Below are 21,366 nucleotides of genomic sequence, written 5' to 3'. Positions count from 1 at the left end.
CTGTGACAAACTGTGGCGCTTTGCCGCAGCGCTGCAGCGAGGCGCCCGGCTTCGGTATACTCCAGCCGATTTTCTGGAGCACTCATCAGGAGAGCTCATGCTCGCCGCCGTACAACCGCTATCTGCTACCCGCCAGAACCTTTGGCGCCTGACCGTCATCCGGGTCCTGGTCCTGGCTGCCCAGGCTGGCTCCGTGGGCGTCGCCTACTGGACCGAATTGCTACCCTTGCCGTGGCTGTCGCTGGCGGGCACCTTGGCTTTGTCGTCGCTGCTGTGTGCCTTCACCGCGCTGCGCTTGCGCCTGTCGCTGCCCGTCACCGAAATGGAGTACGCCCTGCAGTTGGCCTGTGACCTGTTGATCCACAGTGCCTTGCTGTATTACTCCGGCGGCTCGACCAACCCGTTCGTGTCGTATTACCTGGTACCGCTGGCGATTGCCGCAGTGACCTTGCCGTGGCTGTATTCGCTGATTCTGTCGGGTATCGCCCTGACCGCCTACAGCCTGCTGCTGGTGCAGTTCTACCCGCTTGAGGGCCTGCCCATGGCGCGGGACAAGATGCAGGTCTACGGCATGTGGCTGAGCATTGCCCTGGCTGCGGCGGTGATCACTTTCTTTGCCGCACGCATGGCCGAAGAGCTGCGCCGCCAGGAGCAACTGCGGTCCGAGCGGCGTGAAGAAAGCCTGCGCGATGAGCAACTGCTGGCCGTGGCTACCCAGGCCGCCGGTGCTGCCCATGAGCTGGGCACGCCACTGGCGACCATGAGCGTGCTGATCAACGAAATGCGTCAGGACCACACCGACCCGCTGCTGCAGGAAGACCTGCAGATCCTGCAGGACCAGGTAAAGCTGTGCAAAGAGACCTTGCAACAGCTGGTGCGCGCCGCCGAAGCCAACCGCCGCCTGGCGATCGTGGAGCAGGAGGTGACCGCCTGGCTGGACGAGGCGCTGAACCGCTGGCACCTGATGCGCCCGGAAGCCAGCTACCGCTTCCAGCGGTTGCGCGATGGCAAAGTGCCGCGCCTGACGCCACCACCAGACCTGACCCAGGCGCTGCTGAACCTGTTGAACAATGCAGCCGATGCCTGCCCCGATGACTTGGAAGTGCGCCTGGACTGGGACGCTCAGGACATCGTCATCAGTATCCGTGACCATGGCCCTGGCGTGCCGCCGGCCATTGCCGAAGCCATCGGCAAACCCTTCATTACCACCAAAGGCAAAGGCTTCGGCCTGGGCCTGTTCTTGAGCAAGGCCAGCGTGACCCGTGCGGGCGGTTCGGTGAAACTCTATAGTCATGAACAGGGTGGCACCCTGACCGAATTGCGCCTGCCCTATGGCAAGCGAGGAGATGAATGATGAGCGAAGAAAACCAGGTCGAAAGCGAAGAGCTGCCGCACCTGCTGTTGGTGGATGACGATGCCACCTTCATCCGGGTCATGGCCCGGGCAATGAGCCGTCGCGGTTTCCGCGTGAGCACCGCCAGTTCGGCCGAGGAAGGCTTGATTCTGGCCCAGCAGGACCTGCCAGATTACGCCACGCTGGACCTGAAGATGGACGGTGACTCCGGCCTTGTGCTGCTGCCCAAGCTGCTGGAGCTGGACCCTGAAATGCGCGTGGTGATCCTGACCGGTTACTCGAGCATTGCCACGGCGGTGGAAGCGGTCAAGCGCGGCGCCTGCAATTACCTGTGCAAACCGGCTGACGCCGATGATGTGCTGGCAGCATTGCTGTCGGAGCACACCGACCTGGATACCCTGGTGCCGGAAAACCCGATGTCGGTCGACCGCCTGCAGTGGGAACACATCCAGCGCGTGCTGAACGAGCACGAGGGCAACATCTCGGCCACCGCACGTGCGCTGGGCATGCACCGCCGGACCTTGCAGCGCAAGCTGCAGAAGCGCCCGGTCCGGCGCTGAGTCCGCGTTGCCCTCTTCGCGGGGCAAGCCCGCTCCCCACAGGTCCTGAACAGGTCTGAAGATTTGTGCGATACCTGTGGGAGCGGGCTTGTCCCGCGAAGAGGCCGGCACTGACAGAAATTTTTCTACAAGCCCGCGATCCCCGCAAATACCAGCCGTTGGCGTATCATTAGCCACCTAACGGCAACCTCTCCAGGATCGCTTGCGCATGCTCGCCCTTCTTATCCAGACGCTGAACATCACGGCACCTGTCTTCGCCATGCTGTTCATGGGCGTGCTGCTCAAACGCATCCGTCTGATCGACGATAATTTCAACCGCGTTGCCTCGCAGTTGGTGTTCAACGTCTGCATGCCTGCGCTGTTGTTCCTCGGCATTTACCACGCCGACCTGGCTGCTGCGGTGAAGCCCGGTGTCATCCTTTACTTCATCGTCGCCACTCTGGTGGGCTTCGGCGTCGCTTGGGGCATGGCCATCTGGCGTAGCCCGCAGGCCGACCGGGGCATCTATACCCAGGGCGCGTTCCGCGGCAACAACGGCGTGATCGGCCTGGCCCTGGCTGCCAGCCTTTACGGCGACTACGGTATTTCGCTGGGTGCAGTGCTCGCCGGCCTGGTCATCCTGATGTACAACTCGCTGTCGGCAGTGGTGCTGGCGGTGTACAGCCCGGACCTCAAGTCCGACCCGTGGAGCATCTGCAAGAGCATTTTAAGCAACCCGCTGATCATCAGCGTGCTGGTCGCGACACCCATGGCTTACGGCCAGGTGCCGCTCCCTAACTGGCTGCTTACTTCAGGTGATTACCTGGCACAGATGACCCTGCCGCTGGCATTGATGTGTATTGGCGGCACCCTGTCGCTGGCGGCGCTGCGCGACAGCGGCCGGCTGGCCATCGACGCCAGCCTGGTAAAGATGGTCTGGCTGCCGCTGGCCGGCACCCTCGGTGCCTGGCTGTGCGGCTTTCGCGGGGCCGAACTGGGTATCCTGTTCCTGTACATCGGCAGCCCGACCGCAGCTGCCAGTTACGTCATGGCGCGGGCGGCCAACGGCAACCATGAGCTGGCTGCGTCGATCATCGTGATCACCACCTTAATGGCGGCAATCACCACCAATATCGGCATTTTCATCTTGCAGTGGGGCGGATGGATCTAGATCCTTGACTGCAAACAACACAAAAACAGCCTCACTGAGCTAAAGGACACTTCATGCAAGACCAGAGCAAGCCCGAGCAGTTACAGCGCGGGCTGAAGAATCGCCATATCCAGCTGATCGCGCTGGGCGGGGCCATCGGTACCGGCTTGTTCCTGGGCATCGCCCAGACCATCCAGCTGGCCGGGCCCTCCGTACTGCTGGGGTATGCCATCGCTGGCCTGATGGCCTTCCTGATCATGCGCCAGCTGGGTGAAATGGTGGTGGAAGAGCCGGTGGCCGGTAGCTTCAGCCACTTTGCCCACCAGTACTGGAGCGAGTTTGCAGGCTTCGTGTCGGGCTGGAACTACTGGGTGGTGTATGTACTGGTTGGCATGGCCGAGCTGACGGCCGTGGGTATCTACGTGCAGTACTGGTGGCCGGAATTCCCCACCTGGGCCACGGCGGCGATATTTTTTGTGGTGATCAACCTGATCAACCTGACCCAGGTGAAGGTCTACGGCGAAATGGAATTCTGGTTCGCCCTGATCAAGGTAGTGGCCATCGTCAGCATGATCGGCTTCGGCGCCTGGTTGCTGAGCAGCGGCCATGGCGGCCCGGATGCCAGCGTGGCCAACCTGTGGCAGTACGGCGGCTTCTTCCCTAACGGTGTCAGCGGCTTGGTGATGGCGCTGGCGGTGATCATGTTCTCGTTCGGTGGGCTGGAGCTGGTGGGTATCACTGCTGCCGAGGCCGACAACCCGCGCCAGAGTATCCCCAAGGCCACCAACCAGGTGGTGTACCGCATCCTGATCTTCTACATCGGTGCCCTGGCGGTGCTGCTGTCCCTGTACCCGTGGCAGAAGGTCGTGCAGGGTGGCAGCCCGTTCGTGATGATTTTCCACGAGCTGGACAGCGACCTGGTGGCAACCATCCTCAACATCGTGGTGCTGACGGCTGCGCTGTCGGTTTACAACAGCTGCGTGTACGCCAACAGCCGCATGCTGTTTGGTCTGGCCAGCCAGGGTGACGCACCGCGCCAGTTGCTGAAAGTCAGCCGCAGCGGCGTGCCGCTGACTGCACTGGGCGTGTCCGCCTTCGCGACCGGGCTGTGCGTGGTGATCAACTACCTCATGCCGGGCGAGGCCTTTGGCTTGCTGATGGCCCTGGCGGTGTCGGCGCTGGTGATCAACTGGGCGAGCATCAGCATTACCCACTTGAAGTTCCGCAAGGCCAAGCTGGCGGCCGGTATTACCCCGTTCTACAAGAGCCTGGGGCACCCGCTGACCAACTACCTGTGCCTGGCGTTCATTGTGCTGATTCTGGTGGTGATGTACCTGACTCCGCCGATTCGCATCTCGGTGATGCTGATCCCGGCATGGATTGCCGTGCTGTGGGTGGCCTTCAAGCTGAAGAAGGCTCGGCAGGTTCGCCGTTAGATTTGTATCGCCTGTGAGATCGAGCGCCGCCCGCGCGGCGCTCGATCGTAAGGGCGACACAAGGCTTAAGGCATGCGCCAGATGACATGGCCCGATCAATGCTGCCGGCGCCAGGCGCGCACGGTGGTATACAGCAGCACCACCGCGAGCACAGGCAGCACATAGAACAGCATCAACCGCTCCAGGCGCCCGGCCAGCGGCATGCCCATGGTGAACGCCGCCACGTGCAGGCCGTAGGCCAGGTACAGGCAAAGGAACACCAGGCCTTCGGCGCGGGTGATGCGGTAGCCGGAATAGAACACCGGCAGGCTTAGCGCGGCGACGCCGAGCATAACCGGCAGGTCGAAGGCCAGGGCGTTGGGCGAGATCGACAGCGGCACAGGGGTGATCAGCGCGGTCAGGCCCAGCACTGCCAGCAGGTTGAACAGGTTGCTGCCGATCACGGTGCCCACGGCGATTTCCCGTTCACCACGCAGGGCCGCGATCAGCGCGGCGGCGAGCTCTGGCAAGGATGTGCAGATGGCGACGACGGTCAGGCCGATGATGCGCTCGGACAGCCCCAGGTCTGTGGCAACCTCCACGGCGGCCTCCAGCAGCAGGTGGCCCCCCAGGCTCAGCAGGCCAAAGCCGGCCAGCACCTGCAGCAGCGTGCCTGACCAGAAGCGCCTGGCGCTGGATTTTGCCGTGTCCGGCGCGGGGTAAGTGCGTGCGTAGTGGCGCGATTGGTGCCAGAGCATTGCCAGGTAGCCGGCCAGGCCAAGCAGCAGCAGCCCCCCTTCCACCCGGCCCAGGTAACCGTTGGCGGACAAGGCATAGACCAGGCCGCTGGCGAGGATCATCAGCGGAATGTCCAGGCGCACCAGCTGGCGCGACACACGCAGCGGGATGATCAGCGCGGCCAGGCCAAGAATGACCAGTACGTTGAAGATGTTGCTGCCGATCACGCTGCCGACCGCCACATCCGGCGCGCCCTGATAGGCCGCCTGCAGGCTCACGGTCAGTTGTGGTGCTGTACTGCCGAAGGCCACCAGGCTCAGGCCGATGATCAACGGGCGAACATGAAGGCGCTGAGCCAGGCGCAGCGCTGCGCGCACCAGCAATTCGGCGCCGCCGACCAGCAGCAGCAGGGCAATGCCCAGTTGCAACAGGCTGAAGGTGGGAAGGGTGGCCAAGTCGAAAATGGTCGGACTCCTGTCGCGTCAGTCGCTAAGCCCTTGTACTCGCACGCGTGCCGTTCCGCTACGGAGCATGCCGATTTTTTCTGCAGCGGCGCGAGACAGGTCGATCAGGCGGCCGCGGGTGTGCGGGCCACGGTCGTTGATGCGCACCACCACACTGCGCTGGTTGGCCGTGTTGGTGACCCGTACGCGGGTGCCGAACGGCAGGTTGCGGTGGGCGGCGGTAAAACCGTGCTGGTTGAACGGCTCGCCACTGGCGGTGCGTTTGCCGTGGTGGCGCGACCCGTAATAGGAAGCGGTGCCCGTCTGGTCGTAACCACGCGGGTCGATGTCATGGCTGGCGCACCCGGCCAGCAGGGAGAAGAGGGCGAGGGTGCCCCAAAGTCTTTTCAGCAAGTCAGATGTGCTCCAGTGCGGCCATTCGCGGGCAGCGCCCGCTCCCACAGGCACATCACCGCCTGTGAGAGCGGTGCAGTACCTGTGGGAGCGGGCAAGCCCGCGAACGAGGGCAGCGCCCTCGCAGCCTATTCAGGTCAGCCTTCGAGCTTGGCCTTGAGCAATTGGTTCACCTGCCCCGGGTTGGCCTTGCCTTTGGAGGCTTTCATCGCCTGGCCGACAAAGAAGCCGAACATCTTGCCACGCTTGGCCTCGTCGGCCGCACGGTACTGTTCGACCTGCTCGGCGTTGGCCGCCAGCATCTCGTCCAGCATCTTGTCGATGGCACCGGTGTCGGTCACCTGCTTCAGGCCTTTGCTTTCGATGATGCTGTCGGCATCGCCCTCACCGGCAGCCATCGCCTCGAATACGGTCTTGGCGATTTTGCCGCTGATGGTGTTGTCGCGGATGCGCAGCAGCATGCCACCCAGGTGCGCGGCGCTGACCGGTGCCTGGTCGATCTCGATGCCCAGCTTGTTGAGCAGGCTGCCCAGCTCGACCATGACCCAGTTGGCCGCCAGCTTGGCGTCGCCACCGATTTTTACCACTTCCTCGAAGTAGTCCGCCTGTTCGCGGCTCGAAGCCAGCACGTTGGCGTCGTAGGCCGACAGGCCATACTGGCGCTGGAAGCGTTCGACCTTCTGCGGCGGCAGCTCCGGCAGGCCGGCGCGGATGGTTTCGAGGAAGCTGTCCTCGATCACTACCGGCAGCAGGTCCGGGTCGGGGAAGTAACGGTAGTCGTTGGCTTCCTCCTTGCTGCGCATGGAGCGGGTTTCATCTTTGTTCGGGTCGTACAGGCGAGTTTCCTGCACCACCTTGCCGCCGTCTTCGATCAGGTCGATCTGGCGCTGGATTTCGCTGTTGATCGCGCGCTCGATGAAGCGGAACGAGTTGACGTTCTTGATCTCGCAGCGGGTGCCGAACTCGGCTTGACCCTTCGGACGAATCGACACGTTGCAGTCGCAGCGCAGCGAGCCTTCGGCCATGTTGCCGTCGCAGATGCCCAGGTAGCGCACCAGTGCGTGGATCGCCTTGACGTAGGCCACGGCTTCCTTGGCGCTGCGCATGTCAGGCTCGGAGACGATTTCCAGCAGCGGGGTCCCGGCACGGTTAAGGTCGATGCCGGTGGAGCCGCTGAAGTCTTCGTGCAGGCTTTTGCCGGCGTCTTCTTCCAGGTGCGCGCGGGTGACCCCGATACGCTTGATGGTGCCGTCTTCCAGGGCGATATCCAGGTGGCCCTTGCCGACGATCGGCAGGTCCATCTGGCTGATCTGGTATCCCTTGGGCAAGTCCGGGTAGAAGTAGTTCTTGCGCGCGAACACGTTGCGCTCGCCGATTTCGGCATCGATGGCCAGGCCGAACATGCACGCCATGCGCACGGCTTCCTGGTTCAGCACCGGCAGTACGCCGGGCATGCCCAGGTCTACCAGGCTGGCCTGGGTGTTCGGCTCGGAGCCGAAGGTGGTGGCGCTGCCGGAGAAGATCTTCGACTGGGTGGCGAGCTGAGTGTGGATTTCAAGCCCGATCACAACTTCCCATTGCATGTGTGAACTCCTCAGAAGCCGTTGGGGGCACGGGTGTGCCAGTCGGTCACTTGCTGGTAGCGGTGCGCGACGTTGAGCAGGCGGCCTTCCTGGAAATACGGCGCCAGCAGCTGCACGCCGACCGGCAGGCCGTCGACGAAGCCAGCCGGCATCGACAGGCCCGGCAGGCCCGCCAGGTTGGCGGTGATGGTGTAGACGTCTTCGAGGTAGGCGGCGACCGGGTCGCTGCTCTTGGCGCCAAGCTTCCAGGCCGGGTTTGGCGTGGTCGGGCCGAGGATCAGGTCGACATCGTTGAAAGCGGCCATGAAGTCGTTCTTGATCAGGCGGCGGATCTGCTGCGCCTTCACGTAGTAGGCGTCGTAGTAGCCGGCCGACAGGGCGTAGGTGCCGACCATGATGCGGCGCTGCACTTCAATGCCGAAGCCTTCGCCACGGGACCGCTTGTACAGGTCGGTGAGGTCTTTCGGCGCTTCGCAGCGGTAACCGAAGCGCACGCCGTCGAAGCGCGACAGGTTGGATGAGGCCTCCGCCGGGGCGATCACGTAGTAGGCCGGGATGGCGTGCTGCATGTTCGGCAGGCTGATTTCCTTGACCACCGCGCCGAGCTTTTCCAGCTCTTTGACGCTGGCCTGGACCAGCTCGGCGATACGTGGATCGAGGCCGGCCCCGAAGTACTCTTTTGGCAGGCCGATGCGCAGGCCCTGCAGCGAAGCGTTCAGGTTGGCGCTGTAGTCCGGCACCGGCTCTTCGATGCTGGTGGAATCCTTGGCGTCGAAACCGGCCATGCCTTGCAGCAGCAGGGCGCAGTCTTCGGCGGTGCGGGCCAGCGGGCCGCCCTGGTCGAGGCTGGAGGCGTAGGCGATCATGCCCCAGCGCGACACACGACCGTACGTCGGCTTGAGGCCGGTGAGGTTGGTCAGTGCTGCCGGCTGGCGGATCGAACCGCCGGTGTCAGTGCCGGTGGTGGCTGGCAGCAGGCGCGCGGCCACGGCAGCGGCCGAACCGCCCGACGAACCGCCCGGGACGTGTTCGAGGTTCCATGGGTTTTTCACCGCGCCGTAGTGGCTGGATTCGTTGGCCGAACCCATGGCGAACTCGTCCATGTTGGTTTTGCCCAGGGTGACCATGCCGGCTTCAGCCAGCTTGGCGACCACGGTGGCGTCGTAGGGTGCCTTGAAGTTGTCGAGCATCTTCGAGCCGCAACTGGTGCGTACGCCGTTGGTGCAGAACAGGTCCTTGTGGGCGATGGGCGCACCCAGCAGCGCGCCGGTTTCGCCTGCGGCGCGACGGGCGTCGGCGGCACGCGCCTGGCCCAGGGCCAGGTCTTCGGTGACGCTGATGAAGCTGTTGATCTGCGGGTCGAGTTGCTTGACGCGCGCCAACAGGGCGCCAGTCAGCTCTTCGGAGGAAAACGACTTGTCGGCGAGTCCGCGGGCGATCTCGGCCAGGGTCAATTGATGCATGGCAGGCTCTATCCCTTACTCGATGACTTTGGGAACCAGGTACAGACCGCTTTCGGTCGAGGGCGCGATAGCCTGGTAGGCATCGCGCTGGTTGCTTTCGGTGACCTGGTCGGGGCGCAGGCGCTGGCTGGCTTCCAGCGGGTGGGCCAGGGGCTCGATGCCAGTGGTATCGACCGCTTGCATCTGGTCGACCAGCCCGAGGATGCTGTTCAGGGCTTCGGTAATGCGTGGCAGTTCGCCATCATTCAGCCCCAGACGGGCCAGATGGGCGATCTTTTCCACGTCGCAGCGTTCAAGCGCCATGAGGATCTCCAAGGGAAACAAAGAACGGAATTTGGGTCCGCGGTGAGGAACATGTCAGCTTTCTGGCGGTCCAACGGCCGCGATCATCGGCTGGCGTGCTCGGAAAAACAGCCAATTTAACATATTGGCTCCTTGCCCAAAATCCCTGCCATTGTTAGAGTTTGCCGCACTTTTTTACCCACGCTTTCCCCAGGGTCACTTTCCCATGTTCAAGAAACTGCGTGGCATGTTTTCCAGCGATCTTTCCATCGACCTGGGTACTGCCAACACCCTTATTTACGTGCGTGAGCGCGGTATCGTCCTGAATGAGCCCTCGGTTGTTGCCATCCGTACCCATGGCAATCAGAAAAGCGTCGTCGCCGTCGGTACCGAAGCCAAACGCATGCTGGGCCGTACGCCTGGCAACATTGCTGCCATTCGTCCGATGAAGGACGGCGTCATCGCCGACTTCAGCGTTTGCGAAAAAATGTTGCAGTATTTTATCAACAAGGTTCACGAGAACAGCTTCCTGCAGCCAAGCCCGCGCGTGCTGATCTGCGTACCGTGCAAGTCGACCCAGGTAGAGCGCCGCGCCATTCGCGAGTCGGCCCTGGGTGCCGGTGCCCGTGAAGTGTTCCTGATCGAAGAACCGATGGCTGCTGCCATCGGTGCTGGCTTGCCGGTTGAAGAGGCCCGCGGTTCGATGGTCGTCGATATCGGTGGTGGTACCACTGAAATCGCGCTGATCTCCCTGAACGGCGTGGTCTATGCCGAATCCGTCCGCGTTGGCGGCGACCGCTTTGACGAGGCCATCGTCACCTACGTGCGCCGCAACTACGGCAGCCTGATCGGCGAGTCCACTGCCGAGCGCATCAAGCAGGAAATCGGTACCGCCTACCCGGGCGGCGAAGTACGCGAAGTCGATGTGCGTGGCCGCAACCTGGCCGAGGGCGTACCGCGTGCCTTCACCCTTAACTCCAACGAAGTGCTCGAAGCGTTGCAGGAATCGCTGGCGACCATCGTCCAGGCCGTGAAGAGCGCCCTGGAGCAATCGCCGCCCGAACTGGCTTCGGACATCGCCGAACGTGGCCTGGTGCTGACCGGTGGTGGTGCGCTGCTGCGCGACCTCGACAAACTGCTGGCCCAGGAAACCGGCCTGCCGGTAATCGTCGCCGAGGACCCGCTGACCTGTGTCGCCCGTGGCGGCGGTCGCGCCCTGGAGATGATGGACAAGCACGCGATGGACCTGCTCTCCAGCGAGTGATCCCACTCGCTGTTCACGAGCGCCCGGTTTACAGGTACTACGCACAGTGCTACCTGTATGTGCTGGGCTGGCGCCCGTTAAGGGCGCCGTATCCGTCAACCCGCAACCAGGCTGGTGCGTTGTCCCATGTCCAATGACCTCCTGAGTCGTCCACGAGGAACGGCCCATTAAACCGCTTTTCTCCAAGGGCCCTTCGCTGGGCGTTCGCCTGCTCGTTCTGGTGGTAATGTCGGTCGCGTTGATGGTTGTCGACGCGCGCTTTGACGTGCTCAAGCCCGTGCGCAGCCAGATGGGGCTGGTGCTGATGGAGTCGTACTGGATCACCGACCTGCCGCAACGTGCGTGGCAAGGCGTGGCCGGCCAGTTCGGCAGCCGCACCGAGTTGATTGCCGAAAACGAAAAGCTCAAGACCGAAGCGCTGCTGTTGCAGGGGCGCCTGCAGAAGCTGGCAGCCCTGACCGAGCAGAACGTGCGCCTGCGTGAATTGCTGAACTCTTCGGCGCTGGTCAACGAAAAAGTCGAAGTGGCCGAGCTGATCGGTGTCGACCCCAACCCGTTCACCCACCGCATACTGATCAACAAGGGCGAGCGTGACGGTGTGTTCCTTGGCCAGCCGGTACTCGATGCGCGCGGCCTGATGGGCCAGGTAGTCGAGCTGATGCCCTACACGTCGCGGGTGCTGCTGCTGACCGATACCACCCATAGCATCCCGGTGCAGGTCAACCGCAACGGCCTGCGTGCCATCGCCAGTGGCACCGGTAACCCGGAGCGCCTTGAACTGCGCCATGTGGCCGATACCGCCGACGTGAAGGAAGGCGACCTGTTGGTCAGCTCCGGCATGGGCCAACGGTTCCCGGCCGGCTACCCGGTGGCGACGGTCAACGAGGTGATCCACGATTCCGGGCAGCCTTTCGCCATCGTGCGCGCCATCCCCACTGCCGCGCTCAACCGCAGCCGCTACATGCTGCTGGTATTCAGTGACCGGCGTACCCCGGAGCAGCGCGCTACCGACGCCGCCATCGCCCAGGAAGAGGCGGACCGCAAGGGCACCTCGGCCCTCGGCCAACCGGCCAGCACAGGTGAGCAGGGCACACCGGCCAGCAATACGCCTGTGGCGCCAGCCATACCCGCAGCGCCGGCCGCCCAGCCAGCAGCCCCGGCAGCTACCCCTGCCACGCCTGCCGCAGCGCCTGCCGCACCCGCTAACACCCGGAGACAATGATGGCTGCTTCACGCCGCAACAACGGCTGGGTCATCTGGCTGACTTTCGCCATCGGCCTGCTGCTCAGCGTCTCGCCCATGCCGCAGTTCATGGAAGTGTTCCGCCCCATGTGGCTGGCTTTGCTGGTGTCGTTCTGGACCCTGGCGGTGCCGGGCAAGGTCGGTATGACCACGGCATTCGTGCTGGGCCTGGCCGAGGACGTGTTATACGGTACTCTGCTGGGGCAGAACGCATTGATCCTCACCCTCATCACCTTCCTGGTGCTGTCCCTGCAGCAGCGCCTGCGCATGTTCCCCATGTGGCAGCAGAGCCTGGTGATCCTGGTCATATTCGGCATTGCCCAACTCATCCAGTTGTGGCTCAGCGCGCTGACCGGCAACCGCCTGCCGACCCTGGCGCTGGTCTGGTCCGCGGTAATCAGTGCCTTGCTCTGGCCATGGATCAGTTTCGCCCTGCGCGACCTGCGCCGACGCTTGCATATCAACTGACGGCGACGCCGCAACTGACAGGGAGATGTCTGCATGAACCCGCTATACCTGGCCTCTGGCTCGCCCCGCCGTCGCGAATTGCTGACCCAGATCGGTGTGCCCTTCACTGTCGTCAGTGCGCCCATCGATGAAACCCCGCTGCCCGGTGAAAATGCCCCGGCCTACGTTGAGCGCCTGGCCCGGGCCAAGGCTGCTGCCGGTCTGGCCCGTGTCGAGGGCCCGGCAGTGGTGCTGGGGGCAGACACTGCCGTAGTGCTCGACGGGCGTATTCTGGGCAAGCCGGAAAACCGCGAAGAGGCCCTGGCCATGCTGGCCGACCTGTCGGGCCGCGAGCACCAGGTATTGACTGCGGTTGCCCTCAGCAATGGGCTGCTTACGCAAAGCCTGTGCGTCACCAGCAAGGTGCGCTTCCGGGCCATCAGCGCCGATGAAGCGCAACGCTACTGGGCCAGCGGTGAGCCTGTGGACAAGGCAGGTGGCTACGCCATCCAGGGCCTGGGCGCAGTGTTCGTCACCGGCCTTGGCGGCAGTTATTCGGCCGTGGTAGGCCTGCCCCTCAGTGAGACGGCCGAGTTGCTTGGCACGTTTGGTATCGCCTGTTGGCAATCGCCCGTGCATACGCCAGAGGTAACAAACCCGCGGTAGCCAGCACGGCGTACGCCATCCATCATTACAAAAGACCTTTGACGAGAGCCGGCCATGAGTGAAGAGATCCTGATCAACATCACCCCGATGGAGTCACGCGTGGCGGTGGTGGAAAACGGGGTACTGCAGGAAGTGCACGTCGAGCGCACCCAGCGCCGTGGCATCGTCGGCAATATCTACAAGGGCAAGGTGGTGCGTGTGCTGCCGGGCATGCAGGCGGCCTTCGTCGACATCGGCCTGGAGCGTGCCGCGTTCATCCATGCCTCGGAGATCTCCCAGCGTGAAGGCTCGGCAGTCGAGACCATCACTGCACTGGTGCATGAAGGGCAGGCCCTTGTGGTGCAGGTGACCAAGGACCCGATCGGTACCAAAGGTGCGCGCCTGACCACCCAGCTGTCGATCCCTTCGCGCTACCTGGTGTACATGCCGCGCAGCAGTCATGTCGGCATTTCGCTTAAGATCGAAGACGAAGCCGAGCGGGACCGCCTGAAGCAGGTGGTCAGCAACTGTATGGAAAGCGAAAACATCAAGGATGCCGGCGGCTTCATCCTGCGCACCGCCGCCGAAGGCGCGCGTGCCGAAGAGATCTTGCAGGACATCCGGTACCTGCGTCGCCTGTGGGAGCAGATTGGCTCGCAGATCAAGACCTGCGGCGCCCCCATGGTCATCTACGAGGACCTTGGCCTCGCCCTGCGTACCCTGCGTGACCTGGTCAACCCGAAGATCGAGAAGATCCGCATCGACTCGCGTGAAACCTTCCAGAAGACCACGCAGTTTGTCGGCGAACTGATGCCGGAGATCGCCGACCGCCTTGAACACTACCCTGGTGAACGGCCCATCTTTGACTTGTATGGTGTCGAAGATGAAATCCAGCGCGCGCTGGAGCGCAAGGTCCCGCTCAAGTCCGGCGGCTATCTGGTAGTCGACCCGGCCGAAGCGATGACCACCATTGACGTGAACACCGGTGCATTCGTTGGCCATCGCAACCTTGAAGAGACCATCTTCAAGACCAACCTGGAGGCTGCCACCGCCATCGCCCGGCAACTGCGCCTGCGCAATATCGGCGGCATCATCATCATCGACTTCATCGACATGGAAGATGAAGAACACCAGCGCCAGGTGCTGCGCACACTGGAAAAGCAGCTGGAACGGGACCACGCAAAGACCAACATCATCGGCATCACCGAACTGGGCCTGGTGCAGATGACCCGCAAGCGCACCCGTGAAAGCCTGGAGCAGGTGTTGTGCGAGCCGTGCCTGGCCTGCCAGGGCCGTGGCAAGCTGAAAACCCCCGAGACCATCTGTTACGAAATTTTCCGCGAGATCCTGCGCGAGGCCCGTGCCTATCAGGCCGAGGGCTACCGCGTGCTGGCCAACCAGAAGGTGGTCGACCGCCTGCTGGATGAGGAGTCCGGCAACGTGGCAGAACTGGAAGCCTTTATCGGTCGAACCATTCGCTTCCAGGTCGAGTCGATGTATTCGCAGGAACAATACGACGTGGTGCTGCTCTGAGGTCTTCTCGAACGCGCCGCTGGATGGCCGGGCTGGCAAAATCGCCACTACCGGCCATCATGGATAAACGACTTGGAGGGCCATGGCCATGGGACGTCTGACCCGCGTTCTTGTCGCCTTGACCCGCTGGGGGCTGGGCTTTTGCGCCCTGCTGGCGGTATTGGTGGCGCTGTATGTCAGCCTCGGCCGCGAGTTGGTGCCGCTGGTGGCCGAGTACCGTGCTGATGTGGAGCGCAAAGCCGAAGAGGCATTGGGCCTGCCGGTGCATGTCGGTGCCCTGGAAGGGCGCTGGAGCGGCCTGGCGCCGGTGTTGCGGGTACGTGACCTGCAACTGGGTGAAGGTGCAACGGCGCTGCGCCTGGACGAGGTAAAGGTGGTTCCCGATGTCTGGGCCAGCCTCACTGCCCGCGAAGTGCGTTTGGCGCGAATACAGCTGGGCGGCCTGCAACTGATCCTGCGCGAGAACGAGCAGGGTGCCTGGCACCTTGAAGGCTTGCCGAAGAAGGACGATGCGCCACTTGATCCCGCCGAACTGCTGCAGCGCCTTCGCCAGTTGGGCCGCATTGATGTGTTCGACAGCCAGGTCACTTTGCACCCGTGGCAGCGTGACCCGCTTACCCTGACGTATGTGAGCGCCGGGCTGCAGGCAGGTGCTTCGCGCCAGGTTGTGAACCTGCGTGCAACCCTGCCCGATGGCCAGCCCTTGGCGCTGAACCTGCGTAGCCGTATGTCGGCCGAGGCCTGGCGTGACGGGCAGGTAAATGCTTACCTGAGCCTCCCGCAGAGTGACTGGGCGCGATGGTTGCCCCCGCGGCTGCTGGGGCAGTGGCATGCCGACACGCTGCGAGCGGGCGGCGAGTTCTGGGTCGACTGGCGCAAAGGGCAATTGCAGCAGGCAGTGGTGCGGCTCAACGCACCAGAGCTGCAGGGCGGTTATGCCGGGCGCAAGGCCGCGACACTGAACAACCTGGCCTTGGGCGCCTGGTTCCAGCGTCAGGCTCAAGGCTTTGATGTAGTTGTCGACTCCCTGGCCATGGACATCGGCAAGACCCGTTGGGAGTCGCACCTGCAGTTGCAGCAGCGCCCTGGCGAGAACGCTGCCGATGAAAGCTGGAAGCTGCAGGCCGACCGGCTCCACCTTACGCCCTTGACCCCGCTGATCGACGCGCTGGCACCGCTGCCTGACAATGTCATGGCCGTGGTCGATGGCCTGAAGGTAACCGGCGCGTTGCGCAATGTACGGCTGGAGGCCCGGCCCAAGGCCGAGGGTGACCAACGCCTTCTGTTCGACGCCAACCTGGAGAAGATCGGTTTCAATGCATACCACGGTGCCCCGGCGGCCGGTAACGTCAGTGGCAGCATCAGCGGCGACCTGGGGCATGGTGAACTGCGCCTGGATACCGATGCGTTCATGCTGCACCTGTACCCGATCTTCGCCAAACCGTGGCACTACCAGCAAGCCAATGCGCGCCTGACCTGGGCGCTGGACAAGGAAGGCTTTACCCTCGTTGCGCCTTACCTCAAGGTACTGGGCGAGGAGGGCAAGATTGCCGGTGACTTCCTTATTCGCCTGTTGTTCGAAGAAGGCCGCGAGGACTACATGGACCTGCGTGTCGGCCTGACCGAGGGCGATGGCCGCTACACCGCCAAGTACCTGCCTGAAGTGCTAAGCCCGGCCCTCGACGAATGGCTGCGCAGCGCCATCGTCAAAGGCACGGTGGATGAAGGCTACTTCCAGTACCAGGGCTCGCTGAACCACGGCGCCGCGCCAGAGGCTCGCAGCATCAGCCTGTTTTTCAAGGTGCGAGACGCAGCCTTGGACTTCCAGCCTGGCTGGCCGCAGGTGCAGCACGTCGATGGCGATGTGTTCATCGAAGACAGCGGGGTGCGCATCAAGGCTCAGCGTGGCGTGTTGCTCGACACCAAGGTGAGTGATGTCAGCGTCGATATTCCGCATGTCGAGGGTGACCAGCACAGCCGTCTTTACCTGGATGGCGACTTCGACGGCAGCCTGGGCGATGGCCTGAAAATACTCAAGGAAGCGCCGATCGGCACGGGCGAGATCTTCGCCGGCTGGGAGGGCGAAGGGCCGTTGCAGGGCAAGCTCAAGCTCGACATCCCGCTGGCCCACGGAGAGCGGCCGAAGGTCCAGGTGGACTTCGCCACCCGCGATGCGCGCCTGAAAGTGGCCCCGCCGAGCCTGGAATTGAGCCGCTTGAAGGGTGACTTCAGCTTCGATTTTGACAAGGGTCTGAGTGGCAAAGGCATCAGCCTGCAGGCGTTCGGCAAGCCGGTGACGGCGCAAATTACCGCCGAAGGCCAGCCGGGGCAGATGCAGACGCGCATCGACGCCAATGGCCAGGTATCGCTGAAGGCACTGACCGACTGGCTGCAGTTCAAGCAGCCCTTGCCAGCATCCGGCGACATCCCTTACCAGTTGCAGCTCAGCCTGGGTAGCCGGGATAACCGGCTGAGCGTCAACTCCACCCTCAAGGGCTTGGCCATCGACCTGCCGGTACCCTTCGGCAAAGCTGCTGCAGACTCTCGCGACAGCCGGTTCAGTATGAGCCTGCAGGGCCAGGAGCGGCGTTTCGATGCGGCGTACACCGACCTTGCACGCTTTGCCTACGCCGCACCGGCCGACAAGCTGGCCCAGGGCCGTGGTGAGTTGTTGCTTGGCACCGGTGACGCCCAGCTGCCCGCTGGCCAGGGCTTGCGCGTGCGCGGTCGCCTGGAGTCGCTGGACCTGGCACCCTGGCAGGAACAGGCGGCCCGTCTTGCTGGCGACGACCCGGGGGGGAGCGCGCGACAGAACCTGCAAAGTGTCGACTTGAGCATTGGTCAGCTGAAGGCCTTCGGCATGGACCTGAACCAGGCCGTGGTACGCATGGCCCGTGGCGGTGCGGCCTGGGACCTGCGCCTCGACAGCAGGGAAGTGATTGGCAACGCTCGGGTGCCGGATGCCAAGGGTGCGCCCATGGTCGTGCGCATGCAGACGCTGCGTCTGCCCGCTGCCGACCCTGCCCAGGCTGAGGCCGAAGACGGCCCGGACCCCTTGGCCTCGTTCGACCCGCGCAAGGTGCCGGCGCTGGACCTGAGCATCGACAAGCTCTACCGCGGCGACGACCTGTTCGGCAGCGCGGCGATCAAATTGCGACCGACAACGCGCGGCGTGACCGCCAGCGACATCGACCTTGACTTCAAAGGGCTGCGCATCGACGGTGGTGGTGGCTGGGAGGGCGCGCAAGGCCGTACCAGCAGTTGGTACAAAGGGCGCCTGGACGGCAAGAACCTGGGGGATGTGCTCAAAGCCTGGGGCTTCGCCCCTACCGTGACCAGCCGTGACTTCCGCCTGGATGTGGACGGCCGCTGGCCCGGGTCGCCTGCTGCGGTGGGCCTGAAGCGGTTCTCTGGCAGCATGGACGCGGCACTGCGCACCGGCCAGTTCGTTGAAGTCGAGGGCGGCGCACAGGCACTGCGCGTGTTCGGCCTGCTCAACTTCAACTCCATCGGCCGGCGTCTGCGCCTGGACTTCTCCGACTTGTTCGAAAAGGGCCTGGCCTATGACCGGGTCAAAGGCCTGCTGGTGGCCAGTGATGGTGTCTATGTGACCCGCGAGCCGATCAGTGTGACTGGCCCGTCGAGCAACTTCGAACTGGAGGGCACGCTGGACATGGTACGCGACCGGGTCGATGCCAACCTGCAGGTGAGCTTGCCGGTCACCAACAACCTGCCGCTGGCGGCACTGATTATCGGCGCGCCGGCCGTGGGCGGCGCGCTGTTCCTGGTCGACCGGTTGATCGGTGACCGTGTCTCGCGCTTTGCCAGCGTGCACTACCGTGTAGAAGGGCCGTGGAAAGAGCCTAGAATCACATTTGTGAAACCTTTCGAGAAATCCCGCTAGGAGTGCCCATGAAGGCAGCGGTAATCCAGATGGTCAGCCAGGATGATGTGCTGGCCAACCTGCAGCGTGCCGGTGTTCTGTTGGAGCAGGCCGCCTTTGGCGGCGCACGGCTGGCGGTGCTGCCGGAAAACTTCGCCGCCATGGGCCGCAAGGACGCCGCTGCCATCGGCCGCGCCGAAGCATTGGGTGAAGGGCCGATCCTGCCATGGTTGAAACGCACCGCCTGCGACCTCAAGTTATGGATTGTCGCCGGTACTTTGCCCTTGCCGCCGGTCGGCCAGCCCGAGGCCAAGGCTCATGCCTGCTCGCTGCTGATCGACGAGCACGGCGAGGTGGCGGCACGGTATGACAAGCTGCACCTGTTCGACGTGGACGTTGTCGACAACCGCGGTCGGTACCGTGAGTCGGATGACTACGCCCATGGCACCCAGGTGGTCGTGGCGGACACGCCGGTTGGGCGGTTGGGGCTGAGCGTATGCTACGACTTGCGATTCCCCGAGCTGTACAGCGCACTGCGCGCCGCCGGCGCCGAACTGATCACTGCACCAGCGGCTTTTACTGCCGTTACAGGCGCGGCACATTGGGAAGTGCTGATACGCGCCCGCGCGATCGAAACCCAGTGTTACCTGCTGGCTGCTGCACAGGGCGGCACCCACCCAGGCCCACGGGAAACCCATGGCCATGCGGCGATCGTCGACCCTTGGGGGCGCATCGTCGTAGAGCAGGCGCAAGGCGAAGCGGTGCTGCTTGCCGAGCGCAACATTGATGAACAAGCGTCCATCCGGGCGCGCATGCCGGTGGTAACGCACCGGCGCTTTTTCTCGCAGGGCGCGTTGCGACCTGCGCATACCTCGGAGTGACTATGAGCCAGATGTTATCCACCGTCAGCGAGCAGCTCCTGGCCCCAGGCGGCTTGACCCTGGACAGCCTGCAGAGCGTGCTGGGTGAGTTGGCCGGCCCCGGCATCGACGCCGCCGACCTGTATTTCCAGGGTCAGATCTCGGAAACCTGGGCACTGGAAGACGGCATCGTCAAAGAGGGCAGCTTCAACCTGGACCAGGGCGTGGGCGTACGTGCCCAGTCCGGTGAAAAGACCGGCTTCGCCTATAGCAATGCGATCAACCTCGAGGCGTTGACCTCGGCTGCACGCGCCGCCCGTTCCATTTCCCGGGCCGGGCAGAACGGCACGGTCCAGGCCTTCCGCAGCCAGGAAGTGACCGCCCTGTATGGCGCAGACAATCCGCTGGATGTACTGAGCCGTGCCGAGAAGGTTGAGCTGCTCAAGCGTGTCGATGCTGCCACCCGCGCCCTGGACCCGCGCATCCAGCAGGTCAGCGTAAGCATGGCCGGGGTCTGGGAGCGCATCCTGATCGCTGCGGCCGATGGCAGCCTGGCCGCCGACGTGCGCCCGTTGGTGCGCTTCAACGTCAGCGTCATCGTCGAGCAGAACGGCCGCCGCGAGCGCGGCGGGCAGGGCGGTGGCGGGCGTACCGACTACCGCTTCTTCACCGAGGAACGGGTGATGGGCTATGCCCGCGAGGCATTGCGCCAGGCGCTGGTGAACCTGGAGGCGATCCCGGCACCTGCCGGCACCTTGCCGGTGGTGCTGGGTTCGGGCTGGTCGGGCGTGTTGCTGCACGAGGCGGTGGGCCATGGCCTGGAAGGTGACTTCAACCGCAAGGGCAGTTCGGCGTTCAGCGGCCGCATTGGCGAGAAAGTGGCATCGAGCCTGTGCACCATCGTTGACGATGGCACGCTCGAAGGCCGCCGTGGCTCGCTGAGCGTAGATGATGAGGGCACCCCGACCGAATGCACCACGCTGATCGAGAACGGTGTGCTCAAGGGTTACATGCAGGACAAGCTCAACGCACGCCTGATGGGTATGGCGGTCACCGGCAACGGCCGCCGTGAATCCTACGCGCACCTGCCGATGCCGCGCATGACCAACACCTACATGCGAGCAGGGCAAAGCGACCCTCAGGAAATCATCGCGTCGGTGAAAAAAGGTATCTACTGCGCCAGCCTGGGTGGTGGTCAGGTGGACATCACCAGTGGCAAGTTCGTGTTTTCGACCAGTGAGGCCTACCTGATCGAAGACGGCAAGATTACCGCCCCGGTGAAGGGCGCGACCCTGATCGGCAATGGGCCGGAGGCGATGAGCCGGGTGTCGATGGTCGGTAACGACCTGGCGCTGGACAGCGGAGTAGGGACGTGCGGCAAGGACGGGCAGTCGGTGCCGGTCGGGGTAGGGCAGCCTACCTTGAAGCTGGATGCGATTACCGTGGGTGGGACCGGGGCTTGATAGCTTCGGGGGCTTTTGTGGGAGCGGGCTTGCCCCGCGAAGAAGGCCACATAATGGTGGCTGACACCGGCTTTGCCGGTGTTCGCGGGGCAAGCCAGCTCCCACAGGGCCCCAGAGCAATCCGTCAGCGCAAGCCGCGTTGCAGCTCGTCGAGGTCGCGGATGTACTTGAACACCTTGCGTGCGGCGGCAGGCGGCTTGTTGCGGGCCTTCTCGTGCTGGGCATGGCGCACCAGCGAGCGCAGCTGCTGGCGGTCGGTGTCGGGGTACTCGTTGACGAAGCGCTCAAGGTCTTCGTCGTTGCCGTCGATCAACCGGTCGCGCCAGCGCTCCAGGCCGTGGAAGCGCTCGTTGTACTGGCGGGTCGAGCTGTCCATCTGCTCAAGCAAGGCGTGGATGGCATCCAGGTCCTGCACGCGCATCAGCTTGCCGACAAACGACATATGGCGTTTGCGGGCGCCATGAGCGGTGTGCTTGCTGGCCTCGGCCAGGGCCTTGCGCAGCTCGTCGGTCAACGGCAGGCGGGCCAGGGTATCGGCTTTGAGCGTGGTAAGGCGCTCGCCGAGTTCGACCAGCTCATGCAGTTCGCGCTTGATCTGGGTTTTGCTTTTTTCGCCGTCGAAGGCGTCGTTGTTTGAATCAACCATGG

Annotated in this window: 18 protein-coding genes; 12 read left to right on the top strand and 6 right to left on the bottom strand. The window is 63.7% G+C overall.

Features of this window, described 5'->3' with window-relative positions; genetic code table 11:
• Positions 1–97: 97 nt before the first annotated feature.
• The 4 genes from CKW35_RS09835 to CKW35_RS09820 all read left to right on the top strand — a co-directional run bounded on the left by CKW35_RS09835 (position 98) and on the right by CKW35_RS09820 (position 4,479).
• Positions 98–1,354 carry an ATP-binding protein gene (locus CKW35_RS09835; protein WP_016485012.1) on the top strand — a complete coding sequence of 419 codons (1,257 nt, stop codon included), beginning with the start codon at positions 98–100 and terminating at the stop codon, positions 1,352–1,354.
• Positions 1,354–1,914, top strand: coding sequence for a response regulator transcription factor (locus CKW35_RS09830; RefSeq protein WP_095115797.1), 561 nt, complete (start codon positions 1,354–1,356; stop codon positions 1,912–1,914). Before CKW35_RS09835 ends, CKW35_RS09830 begins: the two co-directional genes overlap by 1 nt.
• A 208-nt stretch (positions 1,915–2,122) precedes the next feature.
• A complete protein-coding gene (locus CKW35_RS09825) occupies positions 2,123–3,064 on the top strand; it encodes an AEC family transporter (RefSeq protein WP_016485013.1) in 942 nt (313 codons plus the stop codon).
• Between the two features lie 53 nt (positions 3,065–3,117).
• Positions 3,118–4,479, top strand: a complete 1,362-nt coding sequence (locus CKW35_RS09820) for an amino acid permease (protein WP_023048012.1) — start codon at positions 3,118–3,120, stop codon at positions 4,477–4,479.
• Positions 4,480–4,574: 95 nt separating this feature from the next.
• Here the strand turns inward: CKW35_RS09820 and CKW35_RS09815 are convergent, their stop codons facing one another.
• The 5 genes from CKW35_RS09815 to gatC form a co-directional block, all read right to left on the bottom strand.
• Positions 4,575–5,618, bottom strand: coding sequence for a calcium/sodium antiporter (locus CKW35_RS09815; RefSeq protein WP_024717620.1), 1,044 nt, complete (start codon positions 5,616–5,618; stop codon positions 4,575–4,577).
• A gap of 60 nt (positions 5,619–5,678) precedes the next feature.
• Positions 5,679–6,053: a septal ring lytic transglycosylase RlpA family protein gene (locus tag CKW35_RS09810; protein ID WP_095115795.1), complete on the bottom strand. Its 375-nt coding sequence runs from the start codon at positions 6,051–6,053 to the stop codon at positions 5,679–5,681.
• A gap of 137 nt (positions 6,054–6,190) precedes the next feature.
• On the bottom strand, positions 6,191–7,636 hold the full coding sequence (gene gatB, locus CKW35_RS09805) for an Asp-tRNA(Asn)/Glu-tRNA(Gln) amidotransferase subunit GatB (protein WP_095115793.1): 1,446 nt from the start codon (positions 7,634–7,636) through the stop codon (positions 6,191–6,193).
• Between the two features lie 11 nt (positions 7,637–7,647).
• Positions 7,648–9,099 carry an Asp-tRNA(Asn)/Glu-tRNA(Gln) amidotransferase subunit GatA gene (gene gatA / locus CKW35_RS09800; RefSeq protein ID WP_016485018.1) on the bottom strand — a complete coding sequence of 484 codons (1,452 nt, stop codon included), beginning with the start codon at positions 9,097–9,099 and terminating at the stop codon, positions 7,648–7,650.
• Between the two features lie 15 nt (positions 9,100–9,114).
• A complete protein-coding gene (gene gatC / locus CKW35_RS09795) occupies positions 9,115–9,402 on the bottom strand; it encodes an Asp-tRNA(Asn)/Glu-tRNA(Gln) amidotransferase subunit GatC (protein ID WP_016485019.1) in 288 nt (95 codons plus the stop codon).
• 205 nt (positions 9,403–9,607) lie between these two features.
• On the opposite strand from gatC, the gene mreB reads away from it, so the two are divergent.
• From mreB to tldD, 8 genes are all read left to right on the top strand, one after another.
• Positions 9,608–10,645 carry a rod shape-determining protein MreB gene (gene mreB, locus CKW35_RS09790; protein ID WP_003255163.1) on the top strand — a complete coding sequence of 346 codons (1,038 nt, stop codon included), beginning with the start codon at positions 9,608–9,610 and terminating at the stop codon, positions 10,643–10,645.
• A gap of 226 nt (positions 10,646–10,871) precedes the next feature.
• A complete protein-coding gene (mreC, locus tag CKW35_RS09785; protein ID WP_060517615.1) occupies positions 10,872–11,867 on the top strand; it encodes a rod shape-determining protein MreC in 996 nt (331 codons plus the stop codon).
• Positions 11,867–12,355, top strand: a complete 489-nt coding sequence (mreD, locus tag CKW35_RS09780; RefSeq protein ID WP_016485021.1) for a rod shape-determining protein MreD — start codon at positions 11,867–11,869, stop codon at positions 12,353–12,355. Before mreC ends, mreD begins: the two co-directional genes overlap by 1 nt.
• Positions 12,356–12,388: 33 nt before the next feature.
• Positions 12,389–13,000 (top strand): nucleoside triphosphate pyrophosphatase, encoded by a 612-nt coding sequence (locus CKW35_RS09775; protein ID WP_016485022.1) that lies wholly within the window; start codon positions 12,389–12,391, stop codon positions 12,998–13,000.
• 54 nt (positions 13,001–13,054) lie between these two features.
• A complete protein-coding gene (gene rng, locus CKW35_RS09770; protein ID WP_016485023.1) occupies positions 13,055–14,512 on the top strand; it encodes a ribonuclease G in 1,458 nt (485 codons plus the stop codon).
• Positions 14,513–14,594: 82 nt separating this feature from the next.
• A complete protein-coding gene (locus tag CKW35_RS09765; protein WP_016485024.1) occupies positions 14,595–18,416 on the top strand; it encodes a YhdP family protein in 3,822 nt (1,273 codons plus the stop codon).
• 8 nt (positions 18,417–18,424) lie between these two features.
• Positions 18,425–19,276: a carbon-nitrogen hydrolase family protein gene (locus tag CKW35_RS09760; RefSeq protein ID WP_095115791.1), complete on the top strand. Its 852-nt coding sequence runs from the start codon at positions 18,425–18,427 to the stop codon at positions 19,274–19,276.
• A 2-nt stretch (positions 19,277–19,278) separates the two neighbouring features.
• A complete protein-coding gene (gene tldD, locus CKW35_RS09755) occupies positions 19,279–20,718 on the top strand; it encodes a metalloprotease TldD (protein ID WP_016485026.1) in 1,440 nt (479 codons plus the stop codon).
• A gap of 124 nt (positions 20,719–20,842) precedes the next feature.
• On the opposite strand, the gene yjgA is transcribed toward tldD, so the two are convergent.
• Positions 20,843–21,364 (bottom strand): ribosome biogenesis factor YjgA, encoded by a 522-nt coding sequence (gene yjgA, locus CKW35_RS09750; RefSeq protein ID WP_016485027.1) that lies wholly within the window; start codon positions 21,362–21,364, stop codon positions 20,843–20,845.
• Positions 21,365–21,366: the final 2 nt, after the last annotated feature.

The sequence above is a fragment of the Pseudomonas sp. Irchel 3F3 genome (assembly GCF_900187545.1).
Taxonomy (GTDB): domain Bacteria; phylum Pseudomonadota; class Gammaproteobacteria; order Pseudomonadales; family Pseudomonadaceae; genus Aquipseudomonas; species Aquipseudomonas fortuita.
The sequence above is the reverse complement of the archived record's forward strand: the minus strand, read 5'-3'. Positions and strand labels throughout refer to the sequence as shown.